Source organism: Acetobacter sp. A11-2, assembly GCF_040208445.1.
GTDB lineage: Bacteria > Pseudomonadota > Alphaproteobacteria > Acetobacterales > Acetobacteraceae > Acetobacter > Acetobacter oryzoeni.
This window is the reverse complement of sequence record NZ_CP157843.1, coordinates 1,158,400-1,178,535: the sequence shown is the minus strand read 5'-3', so window position 1 is coordinate 1,178,535 and position 20,136 is coordinate 1,158,400. Positions and strand designations below refer to the sequence as shown.

The 20,136-nt window shown below is 54.9% G+C and carries 21 protein-coding genes and 1 tRNA gene; 15 read left to right on the top strand and 7 right to left on the bottom strand.

The features are described from left to right. The first annotated feature begins 82 nt into the window (after positions 1-82). Both hisS and prfA read left to right on the top strand, forming a co-directional pair. On the top strand, positions 83-1,333 hold the full coding sequence (gene hisS / locus ABNV41_RS05705; protein ID WP_050820390.1) for a histidine--tRNA ligase: 1,251 nt from the start codon (positions 83-85) through the stop codon (positions 1,331-1,333). Then, positions 1,330-2,388, top strand: a complete 1,059-nt coding sequence (prfA, locus tag ABNV41_RS05700) for a peptide chain release factor 1 (protein WP_003628752.1) — start codon at positions 1,330-1,332, stop codon at positions 2,386-2,388. The genes hisS and prfA overlap by 4 nt, the downstream gene beginning before the upstream one ends. On the opposite strand, the gene ABNV41_RS05695 is transcribed toward prfA, so the two are convergent. Then, positions 2,385-2,849, bottom strand: coding sequence for a hypothetical protein (locus ABNV41_RS05695; RefSeq protein WP_050819691.1), 465 nt, complete (start codon positions 2,847-2,849; stop codon positions 2,385-2,387). The genes prfA and ABNV41_RS05695 overlap by 4 nt on opposite strands. 37 nt (positions 2,850-2,886) lie before the next feature. Between ABNV41_RS05695 and prmC the strand changes: the two genes are divergently transcribed. Together prmC and ABNV41_RS05685 are read left to right on the top strand one after the other, a co-directional pair. Then, entirely contained in the window at positions 2,887-3,765 is an 879-nt protein-coding gene (gene prmC, locus ABNV41_RS05690; protein ID WP_050819692.1) for a peptide chain release factor N(5)-glutamine methyltransferase, read from the top strand. 258 nt (positions 3,766-4,023) lie between these two features. Continuing rightward, positions 4,024-4,455 (top strand): DUF4167 domain-containing protein, encoded by a 432-nt coding sequence (locus ABNV41_RS05685; RefSeq protein ID WP_050819693.1) that lies wholly within the window; start codon positions 4,024-4,026, stop codon positions 4,453-4,455. 163 nt (positions 4,456-4,618) lie between these two features. On the opposite strand, the gene ABNV41_RS05680 is transcribed toward ABNV41_RS05685, so the two are convergent. Together ABNV41_RS05680 and ABNV41_RS05675 are read right to left on the bottom strand one after the other, a co-directional pair. Continuing rightward, a tRNA-Met gene (locus ABNV41_RS05680) sits at positions 4,619-4,693 on the bottom strand. A 100-nt stretch (positions 4,694-4,793) separates the two neighbouring features. Beyond that, entirely contained in the window at positions 4,794-5,252 is a 459-nt protein-coding gene (locus tag ABNV41_RS05675; RefSeq protein WP_050820391.1) for an MlaD family protein, read from the bottom strand. Positions 5,253-5,375: 123 nt separating this feature from the next. Between ABNV41_RS05675 and ABNV41_RS05670 the strand changes: the two genes are divergently transcribed. After that, positions 5,376-6,224 (top strand): undecaprenyl-diphosphate phosphatase, encoded by an 849-nt coding sequence (locus ABNV41_RS05670; RefSeq protein WP_050819694.1) that lies wholly within the window; start codon positions 5,376-5,378, stop codon positions 6,222-6,224. A gap of 15 nt (positions 6,225-6,239) precedes the next feature. Next, positions 6,240-7,766 (top strand): amino acid permease, encoded by a 1,527-nt coding sequence (locus tag ABNV41_RS05665; RefSeq protein ID WP_050819695.1) that lies wholly within the window; start codon positions 6,240-6,242, stop codon positions 7,764-7,766. Here ABNV41_RS05665 and ABNV41_RS05660 read toward each other — a convergent pair whose 3' ends face one another. After that, positions 7,767-8,831 (bottom strand): ATP-grasp domain-containing protein, encoded by a 1,065-nt coding sequence (locus ABNV41_RS05660; protein ID WP_003623499.1) that lies wholly within the window; start codon positions 8,829-8,831, stop codon positions 7,767-7,769. Then, the gene (locus tag ABNV41_RS05655; protein ID WP_050819696.1) at positions 8,828-9,394 is read right to left on the bottom strand and encodes a DedA family protein; all 567 of its coding nucleotides are present in this window, start codon (positions 9,392-9,394) and stop codon (positions 8,828-8,830) included. The genes ABNV41_RS05660 and ABNV41_RS05655 overlap by 4 nt, the downstream gene beginning before the upstream one ends. 228 nt (positions 9,395-9,622) lie before the next feature. On the opposite strand from ABNV41_RS05655, the gene ABNV41_RS05650 reads away from it, so the two are divergent. Genes ABNV41_RS05650 through ABNV41_RS05615 form a run of 8 tightly spaced genes read left to right on the top strand, consistent with a single transcriptional unit; the run spans position 9,623 to position 17,478 of the window. Further along, positions 9,623-10,618 (top strand): lytic transglycosylase domain-containing protein, encoded by a 996-nt coding sequence (locus tag ABNV41_RS05650; protein WP_050819697.1) that lies wholly within the window; start codon positions 9,623-9,625, stop codon positions 10,616-10,618. Further along, positions 10,615-11,481 (top strand): RlpA-like double-psi beta-barrel domain-containing protein, encoded by an 867-nt coding sequence (locus ABNV41_RS05645; RefSeq protein ID WP_349935059.1) that lies wholly within the window; start codon positions 10,615-10,617, stop codon positions 11,479-11,481. The genes ABNV41_RS05650 and ABNV41_RS05645 overlap by 4 nt, the downstream gene beginning before the upstream one ends. Before the next feature lie 6 nt (positions 11,482-11,487). Then, positions 11,488-12,708, top strand: coding sequence for a D-alanyl-D-alanine carboxypeptidase family protein (locus ABNV41_RS05640; RefSeq protein WP_050819699.1), 1,221 nt, complete (start codon positions 11,488-11,490; stop codon positions 12,706-12,708). Positions 12,709-12,711: 3 nt separating this feature from the next. Continuing rightward, positions 12,712-13,356, top strand: a complete 645-nt coding sequence (gene tmk / locus ABNV41_RS05635; protein WP_050819700.1) for a dTMP kinase — start codon at positions 12,712-12,714, stop codon at positions 13,354-13,356. 4 nt (positions 13,357-13,360) lie between these two features. Continuing rightward, the gene (locus tag ABNV41_RS05630; protein WP_050820392.1) at positions 13,361-14,305 is read left to right on the top strand and encodes a DNA polymerase III subunit delta'; all 945 of its coding nucleotides are present in this window, start codon (positions 13,361-13,363) and stop codon (positions 14,303-14,305) included. Continuing rightward, positions 14,302-15,840 carry a methionine--tRNA ligase gene (gene metG, locus ABNV41_RS05625; RefSeq protein ID WP_349935058.1) on the top strand — a complete coding sequence of 513 codons (1,539 nt, stop codon included), beginning with the start codon at positions 14,302-14,304 and terminating at the stop codon, positions 15,838-15,840. The genes ABNV41_RS05630 and metG overlap by 4 nt, the downstream gene beginning before the upstream one ends. After that, positions 15,840-16,652 (top strand): TatD family hydrolase, encoded by an 813-nt coding sequence (locus tag ABNV41_RS05620; RefSeq protein ID WP_050819702.1) that lies wholly within the window; start codon positions 15,840-15,842, stop codon positions 16,650-16,652. The genes metG and ABNV41_RS05620 overlap by 1 nt, the downstream gene beginning before the upstream one ends. A gap of 31 nt (positions 16,653-16,683) precedes the next feature. Continuing rightward, positions 16,684-17,478, top strand: coding sequence for an MBL fold metallo-hydrolase (locus ABNV41_RS05615; protein WP_050819703.1), 795 nt, complete (start codon positions 16,684-16,686; stop codon positions 17,476-17,478). Positions 17,479-17,529: 51 nt separating this feature from the next. Here ABNV41_RS05615 and ABNV41_RS05610 read toward each other — a convergent pair whose 3' ends face one another. Next, positions 17,530-18,408 carry a universal stress protein gene (locus ABNV41_RS05610; protein WP_087651355.1) on the bottom strand — a complete coding sequence of 293 codons (879 nt, stop codon included), beginning with the start codon at positions 18,406-18,408 and terminating at the stop codon, positions 17,530-17,532. Between the two features lie 53 nt (positions 18,409-18,461). Beyond that, complete coding sequence (gene pdxH / locus ABNV41_RS05605) at positions 18,462-19,142, bottom strand: pyridoxamine 5'-phosphate oxidase (protein ID WP_196332546.1); 681 nt, start codon at positions 19,140-19,142, stop codon at positions 18,462-18,464. Between the two features lie 146 nt (positions 19,143-19,288). Between pdxH and fabI the strand changes: the two genes are divergently transcribed. Beyond that, positions 19,289-20,128: an enoyl-ACP reductase FabI gene (gene fabI / locus ABNV41_RS05600; RefSeq protein WP_003623523.1), complete on the top strand. Its 840-nt coding sequence runs from the start codon at positions 19,289-19,291 to the stop codon at positions 20,126-20,128. Positions 20,129-20,136: the final 8 nt, after the last annotated feature.

The window sequence follows — 20,136 nt, the reverse complement described above, 5'->3', positions numbered from 1 at the left end:
CAGGGGTAGACGTGCCATTTAAACAGCAAAAAACACCACGCCAGCCAAGGTGACGGGTGCCGTGGTGTGGGAATATGTATTCGTGAGCAGCATTCAGCCCGTAAGAGGAACGCACGACCTTATTGGAGAAGACCAGCGCCGCCACGCGCATGTGGTAGACACAGCGCGCCGGATTGCAGGTGTTTACGGGTTTGATGAATGGGCAACCCCGATTTTTGAAGATACGCGGGTTTTCTCCCGCTCTTTGGGGGATACGTCCGATGTTGTTTCCAAGGAAATGTATTCCTTCAGCGATCGGGATGGTGAAAGCCTGACATTGCGGCCAGAAGGCACGGCAGCCATTTGCCGCGCTTTGGTGACCAATGCACTTACGCAGTCTCTCCCACAAAAAGTGTTTTATGCTGGCCCCATGTTCCGGCATGAACGGCCCCAGAAAGGGCGGTATCGCCAGTTTCACCAAATTGGTGCAGAACTTCTGGGTGCAGCAGAACCTCTGGCAGATGCAGAAGCCATTGCCATGGGGTACGAAGTGCTCAAGGCACTCGGTATTGCAGATTACGTTACCCTTGAACTGAATACATTGGGTGATGCCGCCAGCCGTGATGCGTGGCGTGATGCTCTGGTGGCGTATTTTTCTGCTCGTAAAGACAAACTGTCCGAAGATAGCCTGACCCGCTTGGAAAAGAACCCGCTGCGTATTCTGGATAGCAAGGATGCGGGCGACAAGGTTCTGGTGGCGGATGCGCCCATGATGGCGGAATTCCTTACACCAGAAGCACGTGCGTTCTGGGATGATCTGCGCAACAAGCTGGATGTGTTTGGCATTGCCTACACCGTAAACCCCAGCATTGTGCGCGGGCTGGATTACTACAACCACACCACGTTTGAGTTCGTGACCAACCGCTTGGGGTCTCAGGGCACAGTGCTGGCTGGTGGCCGGTATGATGGCTTGGTAAAGCAGATGGGCGGCCCGGAAGTGCCAGCTATTGGTTGGGCTGCGGGTATTGAGCGCCTGTCCATGCTGCTGGAGCAAGTGCCCGCAGCACTGCGCTCGGTTGTGTTGGTGCCCGTTGGCACGCCGGATGAAAGCGCAGTTGTGCAGATTTTGCAGGGTTTGCGCGGGCAGGGCGTGAGAACAGAAATTGGCTATAAGGGCTCACTGCGCAAACGCATGGAGCGTGCGGGCAAGCAGAACGCCAGCCACGTGCTTTTCCTTGGTGAAGATGAGCTGGCTAAAGGTCTGTTCCGTGTGAAAAACATGGAAACAGGGGCGGAGCAGGAAGTCTCTCGCGATACGCTGCTTTCTAAAGCGCAAGACGTATTTGCGGCATGAAGTTTGACGAACGGTTAGACCAGATTGTTAGCCGCGCGCTTGAACTGGAAGCGCAGCTAGCAAGTGGGCTGAATGGTGAGGCCTTTACGCAGGCCTCACGCGAGTATGCTGAAATCGAACCCGTTGTGGCGCGTATCAACGCCCTGCGTGGGGTAGAAGACGGCATTCAGCAAGCCGAGCAGCTTTTGGCAGATCCAGAAATGAAGGAACTGGCAGAAGCTGAGCTGGCTGAACTGCGTGAGCAACTTCCGCAGTTGCAAAAAGATGTGCGCCTGTCTCTGCTGCCAAAAGATGTGGCAGATGCGCGCAGTGCTATTCTGGAAGTGCGCCCCGCAGCTGGGGGCGATGAAGCCGGCCTGTTCGCTGCCGAGTTGTTTGATATGTACCGCCGCTATGCCGATCTGAATGGCTGGCGCTTTACCGTTATGGATTATGACGAAAGTGAGCTGGGCGGTTTGCGTGAAGGCATTGCCGAAATTAACGGCAAAGGCGTGTTTGCGCGGTTGAAGTATGAATCCGGTGTGCACCGGGTACAGCGTGTGCCTGCTACGGAAAGCCAGGGCCGTATTCATACATCCACAGTTACGGTAGCCGTGTTGCCGGAAGCCGAAGAAGTGGATGTGGATATTAACGAAACAGACCTGCGGGTAGATGTGTTTCGGGCCTCTGGCGCGGGTGGGCAGCACGTGAATAAGACGGAAAGTGCCGTACGCCTTACCCATATGCCCAGTGGCATTGTGGTTTCCATGCAGGAAGAAAAAAGCCAGCATAAGAACCGCGCCAAGGCCATGAAAATTCTGCGGGCGCGTTTGTATGAGCGTGAAAGAGCACAGGCTCATGCCAACCGGGCGGCAGACAGGCGTTCTCAGGTCGGTACGGGTGATAGATCAGAGCGTATTCGTACCTATAACTTCCCGCAGGGGCGTGTCACAGACCATCGGATCAACCTGACACTTTATAAAATTGATCGTGTCATGTTGGGGGAACTGGATGAGTTTGTGGATGCCCTCACGCAGGAAGAACAGGCAGCATTGCTGGCGGCTGAAGGTTTTTAACTAATAGGTGCCGCACATACGCCAGAACGGCCGGGGTGATGCTCTGCCGCTTCTGGCGCATTGGGGTCTGTTAAAAAGAATTCGGTAAAATTGTCAGAACCCAAAGCATAAAAATGGTGGCCATCGGGGTTGTGGAGCGTGCCATCGCTATCCACCTCATGGGTTTCCACCCGCCCTTCGGGGGAGCGAATGGTGATCTCACCACATAAGGTATAGGTGTGGTCTAACCGGCCCATAGGGGTGGTGATTTTTACCGTTTTTTCCTGATTTTTGTCATTCAGCCGGATCACGCTGACAAGTTTGCCATCTAAATAAATGCGTGAAACTTCTGAAATTTCAGCATCAGCTTTGCCGTCTGTTACCGTAAACTCACCTGCATATGCGTAGGAAAATGGCAGCATTGCCAAAAGGGTGAGCAAGCAGGTGGTTGTGTGCTGGATGCGGCGGAAAAATTGGGGCATTGATGTCTAACCAGATCAATCCATCAAGGTTGCGTGCGTGAATACAGCAGAAAAAAAAGTTCCCTGCCAACCCATAGCGCAACTGTTGCGTGAGGGAACGCAGCTTCTGGCGCAAGCCGGTATTGAAGGCCCGCGGCGGGAAGCCCGATTACTGCTTATTCATGCGCTTTCTCTTACGCCAGAGCAACTTCTGGCACGCTCCCCAACAGAAAACGTGCCAAGTGAGCCTTTCTTTTCTTACGTAAAGCGCCGCGCAACACATGAGCCTTTTGCCTATATTACCGGCAGCAAAGGGTTCTGGAGTTTGGATTTGGCCGTATCGCCAGCAAGCCTTGTGCCGCGTGGAGATACAGAAACACTTATTACAAGCCTTCTGGAGTATCGCCCGGATCAGGCATCAGCGTTGAATATTCTGGATTTAGGCACAGGCACGGGCTGTTTGCTGCTGGCAGCTTTGGCCGAATACCCTAAGGCGCATGGAGTAGGGGTGGATATTAACCCGCAGGCTGCCATTTTAGCGCATGGCAATGCCCAACGTTGCGGTATGCAGGATCGCGCGTTGTTTATGGTGGCGGAGTGGGATGCTGCTTTGGCCCCAGGCATGCGTTTTGATGTGGTGCTGAGCAACCCACCGTATATTCCCACTTCGGATTTGGCCGACCTTATGCCGGAAGTGCGTGAGCATGAGCCCGTACGCGCGCTGGATGGTGGGGATGATGGGTTAACGGCATACCGCTATATTTGCAGCCGTCTGCCATTTTTGTTGGCAGATGGTGGGTTGGCTGTGCTGGAAATTGGCATAGGGCAGGAGGCCGATTTACGCACCTTGGCAAGCGCCAATGCCTTGCGCGTGGTGGATGTAAAAGCCGATCTGGCAGGCATTGCCCGCGCTGTGGTGCTGGAAAAACAGGCGTGAAAAATAACTTGGCTTTATGTGCCTGGGTTGCTACACTGCTCAAGCTTTCTTCTGTAGCAGATGTAAAAATCTAAAATCACTGCATCAGAAATTAAAGCAGCAAGGGGGCCTTTCATTTGGCAACACTTTATATGTTGCCTTACATAAAGCCCATTCCGAAAAAACAATTCGGCCTTCACTCAGGAAGCATACCTTTTTAATACAGGACTGTTTCTTTATGCCAAAGTGCCCTGAACAGGAAAGCGCTGTGATAAACCCATGAACGTAAAACGGATGCGGACAAGACACCATCGTTCCAACGGGAGCAATGGGAGTTCCCGACAACTGAATGGACAGATTCCGATGAACAGGAATCATGTTTTTGATAGTCATGGCCCGGATGTGCGCGTACGTGGCACAGCCCAGCAGCTTTTTGAAAAATACCTCCAGCTTGGCCGTGATTCTACAGGCAGCGGAGACCGCGTGGCAGCGGAAGGTTACTTCCAGCATGCTGAACATTACTTCCGTATCATGAATGCCATGGCGCAGGCTGCGCAGCAAAGCCAGCAAGAACGCGCCGAGCGCCTTGCCGCCCGCCAGCAGCGTGCTGCTGCACAGGCAAATGAGGAAGGTGAAGACCGGCAGGAACAGGATCCTCAGCCCGACGTTCGGGAAGAATCTGAACCTCAGCCTGAACTTTCCGAAGGCTAAAAATCTTCAGATCCCTTGCTGCCCTGCTTCCGGTATCTGGAGGCGGGGTAGGCGAGGTCTGGCTGTATGTGTTTGAAGGCTGTTTCAAGCCATCAACATTCTACACACAACACTGCAAGCCCTAGGCTTGGTGTTTGTTGAGTGTATTGTTTTTTAAGGGAATTGGTAGCGGCGGAAGGATTTGAACCTCCGACCAAGGGATTATGATTCCCCTGCTCTACCACTGAGCTACGCCGCCATACTGTGTTGGCGCTGATCTACCTGATTCTCCGTAATGTCGTCAACCCGGTTTGGCGTATTTTGTTATAAAAATAATCAGATTAAGAGAATATACGGGCTTACTGCCCCAGATTTCCGGCACCAAAAATGTAATTGCTCACCTGTTGCTCAAGGCTTGTGGGCTCCAGCGTATGTGTCAGCATTCCGTTGGGCGGCATTATGGTGGAGGATGAACCAGGTTCAATCATCAACGCGTTTTCAGATGAAAGCGTGGCGCTGCTGATTGTGAGGGTGCTGTCCTGCGGTAAATGCAGGGCACCATCCAGTGTAAAGTGCACAAAGGCCATCTGGGTGGCTGGGTCCAGCGTGATGGAAGATACGCGGCCGACTTTTACACCTGCAATATCTACATCCGCGCCACGTTCCAGCCCGTTGGCAGAAACAAAGCGGGCAGAGAGGGCGTAGCTATCTGTGCCCGGAGATTTCTGGGTGCCATGCGCATAAACGGCAAAACCCAGCGTGGCTGCCAGAACTGCTCCGCTAAAAAGACACGCGCCTGCACGGTTTTGCCTGCTCATGGGTGTGTTTTCATCCTGAATAATGATGTTGTGGTACAAGACTTAGCATGAATCCTTGCAGCATGGTGGCGCATGGTGCAAGGACAGGCAGCAAAGTTGTGCCAGCGTGGGTTGTAACTGCATATGTCGTTTCTTCAGGCTATCATTATCGCTCTTCTTCAGGGAGCAACAGAACTCTTTCCCGTAAGTAGCCTTGGACATGCTGTTATTCTGCCGGCGCTGTTCCATTGGTCGTACGATCCGCATGATCCGGCTTTTTTGCCGTTTCTGGTTATGCTGCATCTGGGCACCTCTGTGGCGTTGCTGGTTTTTTTCTGGAAAGACTGGCTGGCCATTTTTAAGGGGGCCAGTGGCAGTTGCGGGCAGCGCATGCAAATGGAAAGCCTGCATATTCTGTGGCTGCTGATTGTGGCCACCATTCCCGCTGTTGTGGTGGGCGGGTTGTTTGAGCACTTCCTGCGCAATCTGTTTGGCTCAGCTTCTTCCGCAGCCATCTTTCTGTTTTTGAACGGCCTGCTTTTGCTGGTGGTGGAACGGTTGCGCAGCAGTATGGTGCGTAAAAACGTGAACTCTGTTGCCAGCATGACATCGCGCGATGCGGTGATTATCGGCCTGTTTCAGTGCCTTGCATTTTTCCCGGGGCTTTCGCGCTCTGGCGCAACCATTTGCGGTGGCCTGCTGCGTGGTTTGCATCATGATACGGCAGCACGCTTTTCCTTTTTGATGGCCCAGCCGGTTATTTTGGCTGCCACGGTGCGTGAGGCCTTCAAGATGCGGCATCTGGACCTGCAACCGGGCCAGATGCGTATTGCCTTGGTGGCGGCCGTTGTTTCTGGCCTGACTGCACTGTTCAGCACCGCTTTTCTGATGCGGTATTTCCGTGATCACGACAGATGGGCGCTTTCCCCCTTTGCCTGGTACTGCATGGGCGTAGGCGGTATTGCGACCATTCTGTTCCATTTTATGCACTGATCCAGAAATAATCTGATGGGAGATCTTTCTGGTTCGTCACGGCGTAAATCCTTACAGCGTATTGAAAAGGAAAACAGTAACCAACGCCTAAGCAGAACATTGGGGCCCTTACAGCTCACCATGTTGGGTGTGGGTTCTACTATTGGTGCGGGCATTTATGTCATGACCGGCACGGCCGCTGCCAATTATGCCGGGCCTTCTATTCTTCTGTCCTTTATTGTGGCAGGGGTTGCCTGCCTTTTTACGGCTCTTTCCTATGGGGAGCTGGCATCCTCCATGCCGGTTTCTGGCTCTGCCTACACGTATGCCTATGTCTCCATGGGGGAACGCTGGGCATGGGCTGTGGGGTGGCTGCTTTTGCTGGAATATGGCATTTCCTGCGCAGGTGTGGCGGCTGGGTTTTCGGGGTACGCTGTCAGCCTTTTGCAGGACTTTGGCGTGCATGTGCCATCGGCACTTTCCACCACTACGCTGCAAGTTGCGTTTGAAGGGGCATCCCGCCACGTTGCTGCGGGCTGGCGCATGGATGCCGTAGGCGCATTTTCTATTCTGGCGGTTTCTCTGCTTCTGGTTTTAGGGGTGCGTGAATCCTTCAAAATCAATGCGCTGATTGTTTTTCTCAAAGTGGGTGTTCTGGCGCTGTTTGTGGCGCTGGGTGTGTGGGAGGTGCATCCCTCTTACTGGACGCCGTTTATTCCCAAATACGAAGGTGGTTTTCGGTTTGGCTTTCCCGGTATTTTCCGTGCCGCATCGGTTATCTTTTTTGCGTATGTAGGGTTTGAGGCTGTTTCCACTGCGGCTGGGGAGGCACGAAACCCCCGGCGCGATGTGCCAGTTGGCATTGTGCTTTCACTTATCATCTGCACGGTTGTGTACATGATTGTGGCTGCCGTGCTGATAGGCGTGGTGCCGTGGCAGACGCTGGATGTGGCAGACCCGCTGGCGATAGCCGTTAACGCCATGCATCAGCCGTGGCTGGCTTTGTTTGTAAAGCTGGGGGCCGTTATTGGCCTGTGTTCCGTGCTGATGGGGCTGTTATATGCCCAAAGCCGCATCTTTTTTGCCATGGCGGAAGATGGGTTGCTGATGCCAATGTTCAGCAAGTTGCATCCGCGTTTTCAAACCCCGTGGATCGGCAGTATTGTGCTGGGCCTTGGTGTGGCGCTGGCCACCGCTACGTTGCCGATTGATATTATTGGTGATCTGGTCAGCCTCGGTACAGCTGTGGCGTTTGGTATTGTGTGCTTTACCGTTATCTGGGTGCGCAACAAGGCGCCGGAAATTCCCCGTCGTTTCAGTGTGCCGTGGGGTGGCTTTACCGTGCGTGGAATCTGGTTGGGCTATGTGCCGCTTTTGGGGATTTTCTTCTGCGCAACCATGGTGGCGCCGCTTTGCGTGGATATGATGCTAGCCCTGTATAAGGGAGACCCTATCCCTTTGCTGTTGCTGCTTACTTATGCCGGGATAGGGTGGGCCAGCTATCGGTTTTATGGTCACGTCCATTCCCGCCTGGGGCGGGAACAGCGCGAAAAAGCCAAATAATCAGTCGTTCAACGGGTAGGAAGCCAAAAGTCGCTTTTGGCGCTGCCACAGGCGCACGCCTTCCCACAAATTGGTGGGAGACCAGCCAGCCTTCTTCTTTTTGGCGCCAATGCGGAAGCTTTCCCGGTAATGATGGAACTGGGCTGCATAGGCTTCACGCAGTGTGGTGCGAGAGTCCCAGATGTGGATGGCTTCTGAGCCTACGCCGTTGATTTCGATAATCTCAAAATCCTTGCCTTCACGTAGTGCTTCAGCAGAGCGGAACTTCACATCAATACGCCCGAAATGAAAATCGGGAATATCCTGCATAATGGCATCAATCTGGCGTGTGAGTTCTGGCGTAATGTCGGCTTTGCCGTTGCGGAAAATGGCCCCTTTACAGTGGTTACCCGCAAAAACCAGCTCTAGCTCATCACCATCTGGCAAAACTTCATGCAGGCAGTGGGTCAGGCGCGGTGTGTAGATGTGCAGCACTTTGCTGGTGCGGCTATCTTTTTGCAGCAATTGCAGCACCGTATCGCGCCCATTCCCGCGCAGGGCCGGAATATCCTTGTAGGTGAGGGATGAAATTTCCCCCATAGGGCTGTCAGGGTGACGAATATAAAACAGCCCGGCTTCGTGCTTCCACGGAATCAGCTTTTGTATCACCAGCCGGATCTTGCGCGGAAAGGCGGCAAGGGCTGCTTTCAGTTCTTCTTCCGTGCGCACCAGTTTTACGCCGGTGCCATTGCACCCAATATCGGGCTTCACCACGACAGGTAGCGTAAGCCCCTTGGCCTGCATGGCTGTGTGAGCGCGTGCAAGGTCATGCGTGCCTGTTGGGAGCGTGACATAAGGTGCAATCCAGCGTTTGGCATAATTACCGGCCATATCCAGAATGCTGCTTTTGCTTTCACCACACAGGCCGCCGGTTTCAATACGCGGGTTGGCGGCTGTGGGCAGGGTAACATCCCCATAGCGCAGGCCCAGCAGAATCCAGTATGCCACAACGGGGGTGTAAAAAACCCAACCAGGCCAGAATTCAAAAAGGGAGAGAGGAGAAGGCTGTTTTTCGGCCTGTGTCATGTCTTCTGTTTCTGTGCTCGGGCAATCAAACGGCCCATAAAGAAAATAACCAACACAAACCCGGCCAGCCCAGCCCAGCGCCATGCGCCAAGATGGTCCAGAATAAACCCACCAATATGGAGCGAAAGCGCAAATAATGCGGTTGTCCAGATAAGTGTGGCCAGAAATGTGGCGGCGGTAAATACAGGCAAACCCGCGTTAAAAAAACCGCTTGCCGTGTAAAGCGGCAACCGGGTGCCCGGAATAAAGCGGCTGACAAATACAACCCAGAACAGGTTTTTGGAAAGCCAGACTTTTTGGTTTTCCATTTGTGATGTGTTCACCCATCTTTGGGCGGGCTTCCAGCGTGCAGCCAGATAACCCAAGCCGTAAAGCCCCACATCACCAGTTACAATGCCAATATACAAAGCAATAAGTGCTGTAATGGGTGAGAGTGTGTGGAGGTTAACCTGAATGGCCGTAATAACCGTGGCCGCATCTTCCAGCACAAATGTAGCCAGAATAACGATAACAACCTGCGCAAAAGGGTAAGCGGCGGTAAGTTCCAGAAACTGATCCAGCAAAGAAGGGTATCTCTCTCCGGCCAGAACAGCACGGTCTTGAAGGTTTTAAGAGTATCAGCAGGGCTCCAACAGGCTCTTTTGTGACAGTATTGTCAAGAGGGCGTGGGGCCTATTGGTGTATGTGTTTGCGCCCAAAATAAGGGAATAAAGAAGATGGCCTGACAAAGGCCTTATTCCACTATATTCTATGGCAGTGAATGTTACACAGATCAGAAGCGTGAAGCCTTAATGCTACGAAGAAAACTTCTTGTTGGTGGGGCTTCTGCTCTGTTCGCCACACCTGTATTGGCCCGCACAACGGCGGCAACTCTCCCACACCCTGCAGCCTCATCCAGTTATGCCACCTTTCTGGCAGGCGTGCGGCGTGAAGCCATAGGGCAGGGTATTTCTGCCGCTGTGGTAGATCAGGCCCTTGCACTCACCACCCAGCCAAACGCCAAGGTGCTGAAGGCAGACCGGCATCAGCCAGAATTCACCCTGACATGGGCGCAATACAAAGATCGGGTTCTTACGGAAAAGAAAATTTCCGATGGGCTTGCGGCTGTGGGCCAACGTACAGCGCTGCTCAACCGTATCAGTTCCACATATGGTGTTGATAAAGGGGCCATTGCGGGGATCTGGGGGTTGGAATCTGCTTATGGTACACGCATGGGCACGTTCCATGTGATCGATGCCTTGGCGACTCTGGCCTATGATGGCCGGCGTTCGGCCTTTTTCCGTTCAGAACTCATGAAGGCGCTGAGCATTCTGGGGCAGGGTGATATCACACCCGCAGGTATGCTGGGCAGCTATGCAGGGGCCATGGGGCAGCCGCAGTTCATGCCCAGCGCCTATCTGCGTTACGCGGCCAGCTACCCGGATGGGGGGCGGCGCGATATCTGGCATAATGAAGCCGATGTTTTTGCCTCTATCGCCAATTATCTGGCCAAGTGCCATTGGCTGCCCGGCCAGCCTTGGGGTGAGGAAGTATTGCTGCCGGATACCATAACGCAGGCACAAATTGGCCGTACGGCTGTGCATCCCATTTCATGGTGGGCGCAGCAGGGTGTGCGGCCACGCGCTGGGCAGTTTTCAAACGCCGTGCAGGAAGGTGCGATTATCCGCCCGGATGGGGTGGGGGGCGAAGCCTTTATCGTCTATCATAATTTCAACGTGATCCGCCGCTACAACCCCTCCGATTTCTACGCGCTGGGTGTAGGGCTTCTTGGTGATGCAATAACGTGAAAAAACTCGCCCTTGTAGGGTGCCTGGCAGTGCTGGCCTGTTCGCGCCTGCAGCCCGTGGCACAGCAGGATCTGCATTATACAGTTGGACCGGCCTGGCAGGCAGGCGGCAAGTGGTTTTACCCGCGCGAAGACTTTGCATGGCAAGGCACAGGCCTGGCTGTAAGGGAACCTGCGCAGGCAGAAGGACATCTGACAGCAGATGGTGAGGTCTGGCACGCTGCCAGCATGACGGGCAGCCATCAGACATTACAGCTGCCCGCCGTGGTGCGTGTGACCAATCTGGACAACGGGCGGCAGATTGTGATCCGCCTGAATGATCGTGGCCCGAATGATCCAGGGCGCATGATTGGCCTTTCCCCACGTGCCGCAGATTTGCTTGGCGTGGGTAAGGAGCCTGCACGTGTGCAGGTGGTGGAAGATGAAATGGTCAGCAGGCAGTTTGCCGAGGTGCTGCCCGGTGGCCCCATGTTGCAGATTAGTGCGGCCCCGCTGGAAAAAGTGCAACAAACGGCATTAGGTAACGCGCCAGTGGATAGGCAGGGCCTTACAGTTCTGGCAGATAACACCACGCAGGAAACACCTGCGCCGGGCAAGGTGGTGCTGGCAGATCTGCCAGCCACTGTTATGCAGGGCGCGCCTGTGTCCAGCATGCTGTGGGTGGAAACCATGGATTTTACATCTCGCTTGGCCGCCATGCGGCAGGCGGCGGCACAGGGTGCCAGCGTTCGGCCTGTGTTTTTGGCGCACAGCACCATGTGGGCTGTGCGCTACGGGCCTTTTGCGACTATAAGCGAAGCAGATGCCGCCCTTAAGCGGGCACTTGCTACTGGTTTAACCGGATCTCATATCGTCGTCGAATAGGGAAAAATGTTGCAGACTCGACGGTTCTTACTCGCAGGGGGCGCTGCCCTTTTCTCTGGTGCCTATGCGCTTGATGCCATGGCACGGCCTCGCCACCACGGCGCGGCGGCCAAAGGTGCAGCACCTGCGGCGGCCCAGCCTGCTGTGCCGGGGGCGGATACACCCGCCACCACGCCCGTGGGGCCGGTGGACACACAGGCACGCTGGGCCTGCATTCTGGATTACAATAGCGGTGCCACACTGCTTGAGAAAAATGCAGATGAGCGCATGCCTCCATCATCCCTTACCAAGATGATGACGGCGTACGTTACATTTGGCATGCTCAAATCTGGCCGCCTGAAGCTGGACCAGATGTTGCCCGTAAGTGAACGCGCATGGCGTATGCAGGGTTCACGCATGTTTGTGCCCTTGGGGCAGAGCGTGAGCGTGCAGGATCTTATTCAGGGTATGGTCATCCAGTCCGGTAATGATGCCTGTATTGTGATTGCAGAAGGCATTTCCGGTTCGGAAGAGCAGTTTGTGGCGCTGATGAATGATACAGCCACCAAGCTGGGGCTGACCAATTCACACTTCATGAACGCAACCGGCTGGCCGGCAGAAAATCATTACATGTCTGCGCGGGATGTGGCCTATCTGGCCCTGCGTCTGATCCATGATTTCCCGGAATATTACCACTTCTTCTCGGAAAAAGAGTTCCTGTTTAACAAAATCCGGCAGGAAAACCGGAACTCTCTGGTGGTTAAAGGTTTGGCCGATGGCCTGAAAACCGGCCACACAGATGCAGGTGGTTTTGGCCTGTGTGCATCTTCCGAGCGTGAAGGGCGGCGTGTTGTGCTGGCTGTTAACGGCCTGCCATCTTCTGCAGCGCGTGGGCGTGAAGCTGAACGCCTGATGGGCTGGGCTTTTGCCAATTTTGAAACCGCACAGATTGTCAGCAAAGGCGATGTGTTGGAGCAGGCTCCGGTATGGATGGGCGTAACCCAGACAGTGCCGCTGGTGGCTGCGCAGGATTTCAAAATCCTTCTGCCACATGGCTGGCGCAATGGCACGCATCTGGCGCTGGACTATAACGGCCCGATTATTGCGCCTGTGCAGGCCGGGCAGGTTGTGGGCCAACTTACAGTGTCGCTCCCCGGTGGGCGGCAGGCCAGTATTCCGGTGCAAGCCGGGCAGAGCGTGCCTGCACTTGGCTTTTTGGGGCGGGCTGCACGTCGGCTGCACCTGTAATCCATGGCTTGTGGCATGTTCATAACGTTGGAAGGCGCAGAAGGGGTGGGAAAATCCACCCAACTGCGGCTTTTGAAGGAAAATCTGGAAGCGCAAGGCCAGAAAGTTTTGGCCACGCGTGAGCCGGGAGGTTCTGCCGGGGCGGAAGATCTGCGCCAGCTTTTGCTTTTTGGTAAAAATCCGCTCTCTGCTCGGGCAGAAATTCTCACCCATTTTGCTGCACGGTATGATCATGTTGATCAGGTCATTCTGCCCGCCCTCAAGGCCGGGCAGATTGTGCTGTGTGATCGCTTTACCGATTCCACCATGGCGTATCAGGGTTACGGGCGCGCCAATGGTGATCCGGCTATTTTAAGCCTGATTGAAACTCTGCAAAAACAGCTTGGTTTGCAGCCAGCTATAACTTTTCTGCTGCAAGCGCCGCGTGCCGTCTCCCGCCAACGTCTGGCTGCACGTGGTGCGCCAACAGACAGGTATGAACAGGCGGACGAGGGTTTTCATGCTCGTTTGGCAGATGGGTTTGCACATATTGCCAAAACCGAGCCGCAACGGGTGGTGGTGGTGGATACCTCCGTTCATTCGGCAGAACAGGTGAACGCCCAGATTCTGAAAGATATCCAGACCCGTCTGGCCCATGCCGGGGGCTGAGGGCGTGCAGGAACCACGCTTGGCATCTTTGCAACTGTGTGGGCATCAGGCCGCTTTGCAGGCGTTTCGGCAGGCCATGCAGGGTGGGCGTTTGCCTCATGCGTGGCTGATTACGGGGCCACCGGGCATTGGTAAGGCTACATTCGCGTTCCGGCTGGCACGTATTTTGCTGGGTGGGGAGGATGAACTGAGCCCCGCTGGGCGGCGCGTTTCTGCCGCTACCCATGCAGATTTGCTGGTGGTTGCCCGCGGGTTTGATGAAAAACGTCAGAAATATCGCAGCGAGATTGTGGCGGATGATGTGCGCCCCATTAACTTCTTTTTGCGGCGCACAGCGGCAGAAGGTGGGTGGCGCGTTGTGATTGTGGATGGTGCGGAATACATGAACCGCAGCGCCGCTAACGCCGTGCTGAAAATTCTGGAAGAGCCACCACCCGCTACGGTATTGCTGTTAACCTGTTCTGCTCCGGGGCGGCTTTTGCCTACCATCCGTAGCCGATGCCGCAAGCTGGAACTTGCCCCGCTGGATGCTGCAGATATGTCTGCCGTGCTGCGTGCGCAGGCTCCAGAGGCTTCGGATACAGAAATACAGCGCGTTATGGCAGAGGCCCACGGCGCGCCCGGGCGTGCTCTGGCATTGCTGGCAGATAAGGGTGGTGAAATTGCCAGCCTTGTGCACGAAGTGGTGCAGGGTATTACGCCATTACGCAGCTATGAGGTTGCAGAAACCATTTTGCGCAGGGATTATGGTTTCAGTCTGTTTTTCAGCCTGTTATCAGACACACTCCAGATACAGGCCCGTCAGGCGGCGCGGCAGGGCAACCCGCAATGTGTGGCCTTGGCCAATGCGTGGGAAGCCACCATGCGCAAGCACGCCGAGACGGAACGCTTTAATCTGGATAAACAGGAAGCCCTGCTTGAAGCTATGACGATTGCGAGCCGAGAATGACCCGTCGTTTCTATGTAACTACGCCCATCTATTACGTGAACGGAGCGCCCCATATCGGCCACGCTTACACGTCTATTGCTGCGGATGTGATGGCCCGCTTTCATCGTCTGGCAGGGGATGAGGTCTTCTTTCTGACAGGCACGGATGAGCACGGCCAGAAGGTGGAGCAGGCCGCGCAGGCCAACGGCACGGATGCCAAAAGCTTTGCAGATAAGGTTTCGGCCGATTTCCGCAACATGGCCGATGCCATGAACATCTCTTATGATGACTTCATCCGCACCACAGAACCGCGCCACATTACCAGCACGCAGGCATTGTGGAAGAAGGTGGCGGATAACGGGGCCATTTATCTGGGCGCGTATGAGGGCTGGTACGCCCTGCGTGATGAATGCTTTTACGGTGAAGATGAACTGGTGCCCGGCCCGGATGGCAAAAAAGTTGCCCCCACAGGTGCGCCGGTAGAATGGGTGAAGGAACCCTCTTACTTCTTCAAGCTGTCCGAGTATCAGGATCGGCTGCTGGAGCTGTATGAAAACAACCCGGATTTTCTGGGCCCACATGGCGCACGAAACGAGATTGTCAGCTTTGTGAAACAGGGTCTGCGCGATCTTTCCATCAGCCGCACCAGCTTCAAATGGGGCATTCCTGTTCCGGGTGATGATAAGCACGTTATGTACGTGTGGTTTGATGCGCTTGCTAACTATCTGAGTGCTCTGGGCTACCCAGATACCAACGCACCGCGCATGGCATTCTGGCCTGCCAACCTGCATCTGGTTGGTAAGGATATTGCACGCTTCCATGCCGTTTACTGGCCAGCCTTCCTTATGGCTGCTGGTATTGAATTGCCGCGCAAGGTGTTTGCCAATGGCTGGTGGACCATTGAAGGCCAGAAGATGAGCAAATCTCTGGGCAATGTGGTGGACCCGCGTGATCTGGTAAAGGAATTCGGGCTGGATGCGGTTCGCTTCTTCCTGCTGCGCGAAGTGCCTTTTGGTGGGGATAGTGATCTTTCCCGCAAGGCGCTGATCATGCGCAACAATGTGGAACTGGCGAATGATCTGGGCAATCTGGCCCAGCGCACGCTTTCTCTGGTAGCGCGTAACTGCGGCGGCATTCTGCCAGAACGGCGTGAGCTGACAGAGGAAGATACCCATCTGCTGGGGCAGGTGATGGTGCTGCCAGATCTGCTAAAATCTCAGATTGAGCGGTGCGCCCTGACTGATGCGTTGGAAGATGTGTGGAAGGTTATCCGTGCCTGCAACGCGTATATCGATCATCAGGCCCCGTGGGCGCTGCGCAAAACAGATCCCGAACGCATGAAGGATGTGCTGCGCGTGTTGGTGGATGCCCTGCGTGGTATTTCCACCATGCTCCAGCCTTTCATGCCGCAGAGCATGGAGCGCATGTTGGATCAGCTTGCCGTTACGGCAGAAGAACGCAGCTTTGCCGCGCTGGAAACGCCATTGCCCGGTGGGCGTCAGCTTCCGGCGCCGCAGGGCATCTTCCCCCGCTATGTTGAGCCCGAACAGGCATAATGATGACAGAGGACGTTACAAAGTTGGCAGGGCTAATAGATTCTCACTGCCATCTTGATCATTTTTCAGCCGAGGAAATGCCAGAACTGCTTGAGGCCGCCAAAGAGGCGGGCTTGAGCGGGATGGTTACCATCGGCACCCGCTTGGCCCGTGCACCGCAACAAAAGGCGCTGGCCAAGCTGGATACGCCAGATATGCGCGTATGGTGCACCGTTGGCACACATCCAGACCATGTAGAGGAAGAACCTCTGCCCACTGTGGCGGATATTGTGGCCATTGCAGATGTGCCTGAAGTGATTGGCATTGGTGAAACCGGGCTGGATTACTTCCACGGCAAGGAAGACGTGCGCCCGCTTCAGCATGAATATTTTCGCCAGCATATTCGTGCCGCGCGGGAACTGGATGTGCCGGTTATTATCCATGCCCGCCAGGCAGACGAAGATGTGGCCACCATTTTAGAGGAAGAACACGCGAAAGGGGCTTTTCTCATTTTGCTGCATTGTTTTGCCTCTGGCCCCGAACTGGCGCAGCGTGTGGTTAATCTGGGCGGATATGTCAGTTTTTCAGGTATCGCCACATTTCCGAAATGCGATGAAATCCGGGCAGTTGCGCGCGATCTTCCAGCAGATCGCATTGTGGTGGAAACGGATTCTCCCTACCTCGCACCCGTGCCAAAGCGCGGCAAGCGTAATCAGCCGGCTTTTGTGGCGCATACGGCAGCCCGGATTGCACAGGAACGCGGCATGGAACTGCCAGATTTCACACGTATGATCACAGAAAACTTTTACCGGTTATTCCGCAAGGCAGTGTGATGGTTGCCAAGAGAATGCGGGAGAAACGGGTATGAAAATTACAGTTCTGGGGTGTGGTGGCTCTGCTGGTGTGCCCATGGTTGGTGGTGCCGATGGCCACGGAATCTGGGGCGCGTGTAACCCGAAGGAACCCCGGAACACCCGCACACGCTCCTCCATTCTGCTGCGGTTAAAAAATGGTGCTGGCGTATTGGTGGATACGGGGCCGGATTTGCGTACCCAGCTTTTGGCGAATGGCATTAGGGATTTTGAATCCATTATCTTCACCCACGCCCATGCGGATCATATTGCCGGGTTGGATGAAGTGCGCGCCATTAACCGCGTGATTGAAAAGCCTCTACATGCTTATGGAGCAGCGCAAACGCTGGAAGATATTCAACAGCGGTTTGATTATGTGTTCAAACCGTGGACACCACCAAACTTTTTCCGTGCTGTGGTGGAAGCACACCCGGTGAAAATGGGGCAGCCTGTTACCATAAGCGGTACGGAGTTTACCCTGTTTGATCAGGTGCATGGCCGTGTTGGCTCGACTGGTGTGCGATGCGGAGACTTTGTTTACAGCACCGATGTGATGGAGTTTCCCGAAGACTCTGTGGAAGTTCTGCGTGGGGTAGATACGTGGATGGTGGATTGCTTCCAACGCCAGCCCCATAGTGCACATGCTTGGTTGGAACGCGTGCTGGAATGGCAGCAGGCTATCAATCCACGCCGCATAATACTCACCCATATGGGCCCGGATATGGATTGGCAGTGGATGCAGGACCATCTTCCCGCAGGTATGGAACCCGCATGGGATGGCGCTGTGTTTGAGGTTGCTGACCCCTAAAAGAAACCGAGAGAGGGTTTGTTTTGGCAAACCCTCTGCACATTTTGGGCCTTAGCGGCTCATCAGCACCGTAATGTCGGCATGTTCCAGCGTATAACGGGTAACACCCCCCAGAATGAGCTGGCGTAGGCGAGAGTGCGAATAAGCACCCATGGCCAGCATGTCGGCATTAAAGTCTTTACACGCAGCTTCCAGTCCTTTGCCCACATCTCGATCCACGGGTGGGAACTCCACACAATCCGCCGTAATGCCGTGAATAGCCAGATAATCCACTACGTCCTGCGCGGTGGGGCCGCGTCGCTGGTAATCTCCACAGTGCAGCACGCGTACGGCATCTGCGGTTAATGCCCATGCCAGAGCGCCACGCAGAGCGGACGAAGCCTCTGCCGTGCCGTTCCATGCAATGCAAACACGCTTGATAAGCCCTTTGGGTGGCGTGCGCGGGGCAATAACTACCGGGCGTCCGCTATCAAACAGAACGGCATGTAGGGTTTCGGAAGATGAAACAGCATCACCTGAATCGGGGTGCGGCACGAGCGTGAAGTCAGACAAGCGTGCCTGCGCAGGCACAATTTCACTTTCCGCACCGCGCAGAATGTTAAAGCTGATGGTTGGCGTATCCATCGGGAAGGGGCCGCGTGGTGGCACCACCTGAATATCTGGATGCGCTGCCACAAAGCGTTCAAACAGGGCGTGCACTTCATGCGCATGGCGTGCGCCTTCGTGCTCGGCAGAGCGCATCAGGTCTTCCACCATAGCGCCGGAAAGGCCTTCACCAGCCAGCGGCGCCATTTCCCGCCCATCTGGGCGAATGTGCAGCACAGCCAGATGAGCGCCAAAGCGGCGGGCAAAGTTATAGCCTCGGATCAGTGCGGCTTCAGCATTGGATGTGCTGGGAAGCGGCAGCAGAATTTTACGAACATCTTTCATTCTTATTTTTCTCCGCTGTCTTTTAAAATAATACGTTTCAAGTGGCTGTGTGCTTACGGATATAAACGCGTAACATCCCAATCGTTTCCATTACGTGCCCATACAGCGCGATCATGCAAGCGGAAGCGCCGTTCCTGCCAGAACTCAAAATATTCGGGGTTTACCCGGTAGCCAGACCAGTTGGCCGGGCGGGGAATAGGGTCTTGCGGGTATGCTTCTTCCGCCTGTTTCAGGCGTTCTTCAAATACGGCGCGGTCTGCCAGCGGGCGGGATTGATCCGATGCCACAGCACCAAGGCGGGAAACGCGGCTCCGACTCGCAAAATATGCATCGGCTTCTTCCGGTGTTACGGGGGTAACAGCCCCTTCAATCCGAATCTGGCGGCGCAAACTTTTCCAGTGAAACAGCAGGGCTACGTGCGGGTTTTCTTCCAGCTCACGCCCCTTGCGGCTGTGCGTGTTGGTATAAAACACAAACCCTTTATGGTCTGCCCCTTTAAGCAACACAATGCGGGCCGATGGTCTGCCATCCCGCGTGGCGGTGGCCAGCACCATGGCGTTGGGGTCGTTCACCTCTGTCTTTTCCGCCTCCTTCATCCATGTTTCAAACAGCGTAAACGGGTTGGCTGCCAGATCAATCAGAGGCTGACTGTCTAATGGGAGGGCTGCGGGAGAAGGTGAGGTTTCCGTCATGCTCGGACTCAATTCGTGTTCGTTTACGTCAAGCTGCGGCATTGCAGCTTTACGCCTGTTATCATACTCCTACGTTCACCGGGTTTGAAGCATGTGTGTCGCTTTGCTCTTGTTTCAATAGCGCGTGTATGCGACCAACCAGCGAACATTCGGATATTTGAACAACAGAAAATAGGTTGAGGTCACGCATGTCTTCTCCCAACGCCACATTGCCTGCTCAGGGAACGCTCATGAAGGGCAAGAAGGGTCTGGTAATGGGTGTCGCTAATGATCGTTCCATTGCATGGGGCATTGCCTCCGCCGTTGCGGCACAGGGTGGGGAGCTTGCGTTTACGTATCAGGGCGAAGCTCTGGGCAAGCGCGTGCAGCCTTTGGCAGAAAGCGTGGGCTCCAGCCTGGTTCTGCCTTGCGATGTTACAGATGACGCCGCCATTGATGCTGCTTTTGCCACCATTGAAAAAGAATGGGGTGAGCTGGACTTTGTGGTGCACGCCATTGGTTGGGCAGACAAACAGTTCCTGCGTGGGCGCTATGTTGATACCCCGCGTGAAGCGTTTTTGAAGGCGCTGGATATTTCCTGCTACTCTTTCACGGCCGTTGCGCAGCGCGCTTCCAAGCTGATGAAAAATGGTGGCTCCTTGCTAACCCTGAGCTATCTGGGTGCAGAACGGGTGATGCCGCATTACAACGTGATGGGCATTGCCAAGGCCGCGTTGGAAGCTTCTGTGCGGTATATGGCAACAGATCTTGGGCGTGATGGCATCCGCGTAAACGCTATTTCCGCAGGCCCGATCAAAACCCTTGCCGCCAACGGCATTGGGGATTTCCGTTACATTCTGAAGTGGAACCAGTACAACTCACCGCTCGAACGCAACGTGGCGTTGGAAGAAGTGGGTGGCGCTGGCCTGTATATGGTGTCTGATCTTTCATCCGGCGTAACGGGTGAAGTGCACCATGTGGATTGCGGCTACCATGTTGTGGGCATGAAAAACCCAACTGCTCCTGATATTTCTGTAGCTGGGGACTGAGGGCGCGC

Bases quoted from the DNA above. Each gene is read 5' to 3' on its own strand.
- ABNV41_RS05640 (WP_050819699.1), top strand. From the start codon at position 11,488: ATGTTGCAGACTCGACGGTTCTTACTCGCAGGGGGCGCTGCCCTTTTC.
- ABNV41_RS05610 (WP_087651355.1), bottom strand. From the start codon at position 18,408: ATGAAAGATGTTCGTAAAATTCTGCTGCCGCTTCCCAGCACATCCAAT.
- ABNV41_RS05650 (WP_050819697.1), top strand. From the start codon at position 9,623: ATGCTACGAAGAAAACTTCTTGTTGGTGGGGCTTCTGCTCTGTTCGCC.
- tmk (WP_050819700.1), top strand. From the start codon at position 12,712: ATGGCTTGTGGCATGTTCATAACGTTGGAAGGCGCAGAAGGGGTGGGA.
- ABNV41_RS05615 (WP_050819703.1), top strand. From the start codon at position 16,684: ATGAAAATTACAGTTCTGGGGTGTGGTGGCTCTGCTGGTGTGCCCATG.
- fabI (WP_003623523.1), top strand. From the start codon at position 19,289: ATGTCTTCTCCCAACGCCACATTGCCTGCTCAGGGAACGCTCATGAAG.
- ABNV41_RS05685 (WP_050819693.1), top strand. From the start codon at position 4,024: ATGAACGTAAAACGGATGCGGACAAGACACCATCGTTCCAACGGGAGC.
- ABNV41_RS05670 (WP_050819694.1), top strand. From the start codon at position 5,376: ATGTCGTTTCTTCAGGCTATCATTATCGCTCTTCTTCAGGGAGCAACA.
- ABNV41_RS05660 (WP_003623499.1), bottom strand. From the start codon at position 8,831: ATGACACAGGCCGAAAAACAGCCTTCTCCTCTCTCCCTTTTTGAATTC.
- prfA (WP_003628752.1), top strand. From the start codon at position 1,330: ATGAAGTTTGACGAACGGTTAGACCAGATTGTTAGCCGCGCGCTTGAA.
- ABNV41_RS05695 (WP_050819691.1), bottom strand. From the start codon at position 2,849: ATGCCCCAATTTTTCCGCCGCATCCAGCACACAACCACCTGCTTGCTC.
- ABNV41_RS05620 (WP_050819702.1), top strand. From the start codon at position 15,840: ATGATGACAGAGGACGTTACAAAGTTGGCAGGGCTAATAGATTCTCAC.
- ABNV41_RS05665 (WP_050819695.1), top strand. From the start codon at position 6,240: ATGGGAGATCTTTCTGGTTCGTCACGGCGTAAATCCTTACAGCGTATT.
- metG (WP_349935058.1), top strand. From the start codon at position 14,302: ATGACCCGTCGTTTCTATGTAACTACGCCCATCTATTACGTGAACGGA.
- pdxH (WP_196332546.1), bottom strand. From the start codon at position 19,142: ATGCCGCAGCTTGACGTAAACGAACACGAATTGAGTCCGAGCATGACG.
- ABNV41_RS05675 (WP_050820391.1), bottom strand. From the start codon at position 5,252: ATGAGCAGGCAAAACCGTGCAGGCGCGTGTCTTTTTAGCGGAGCAGTT.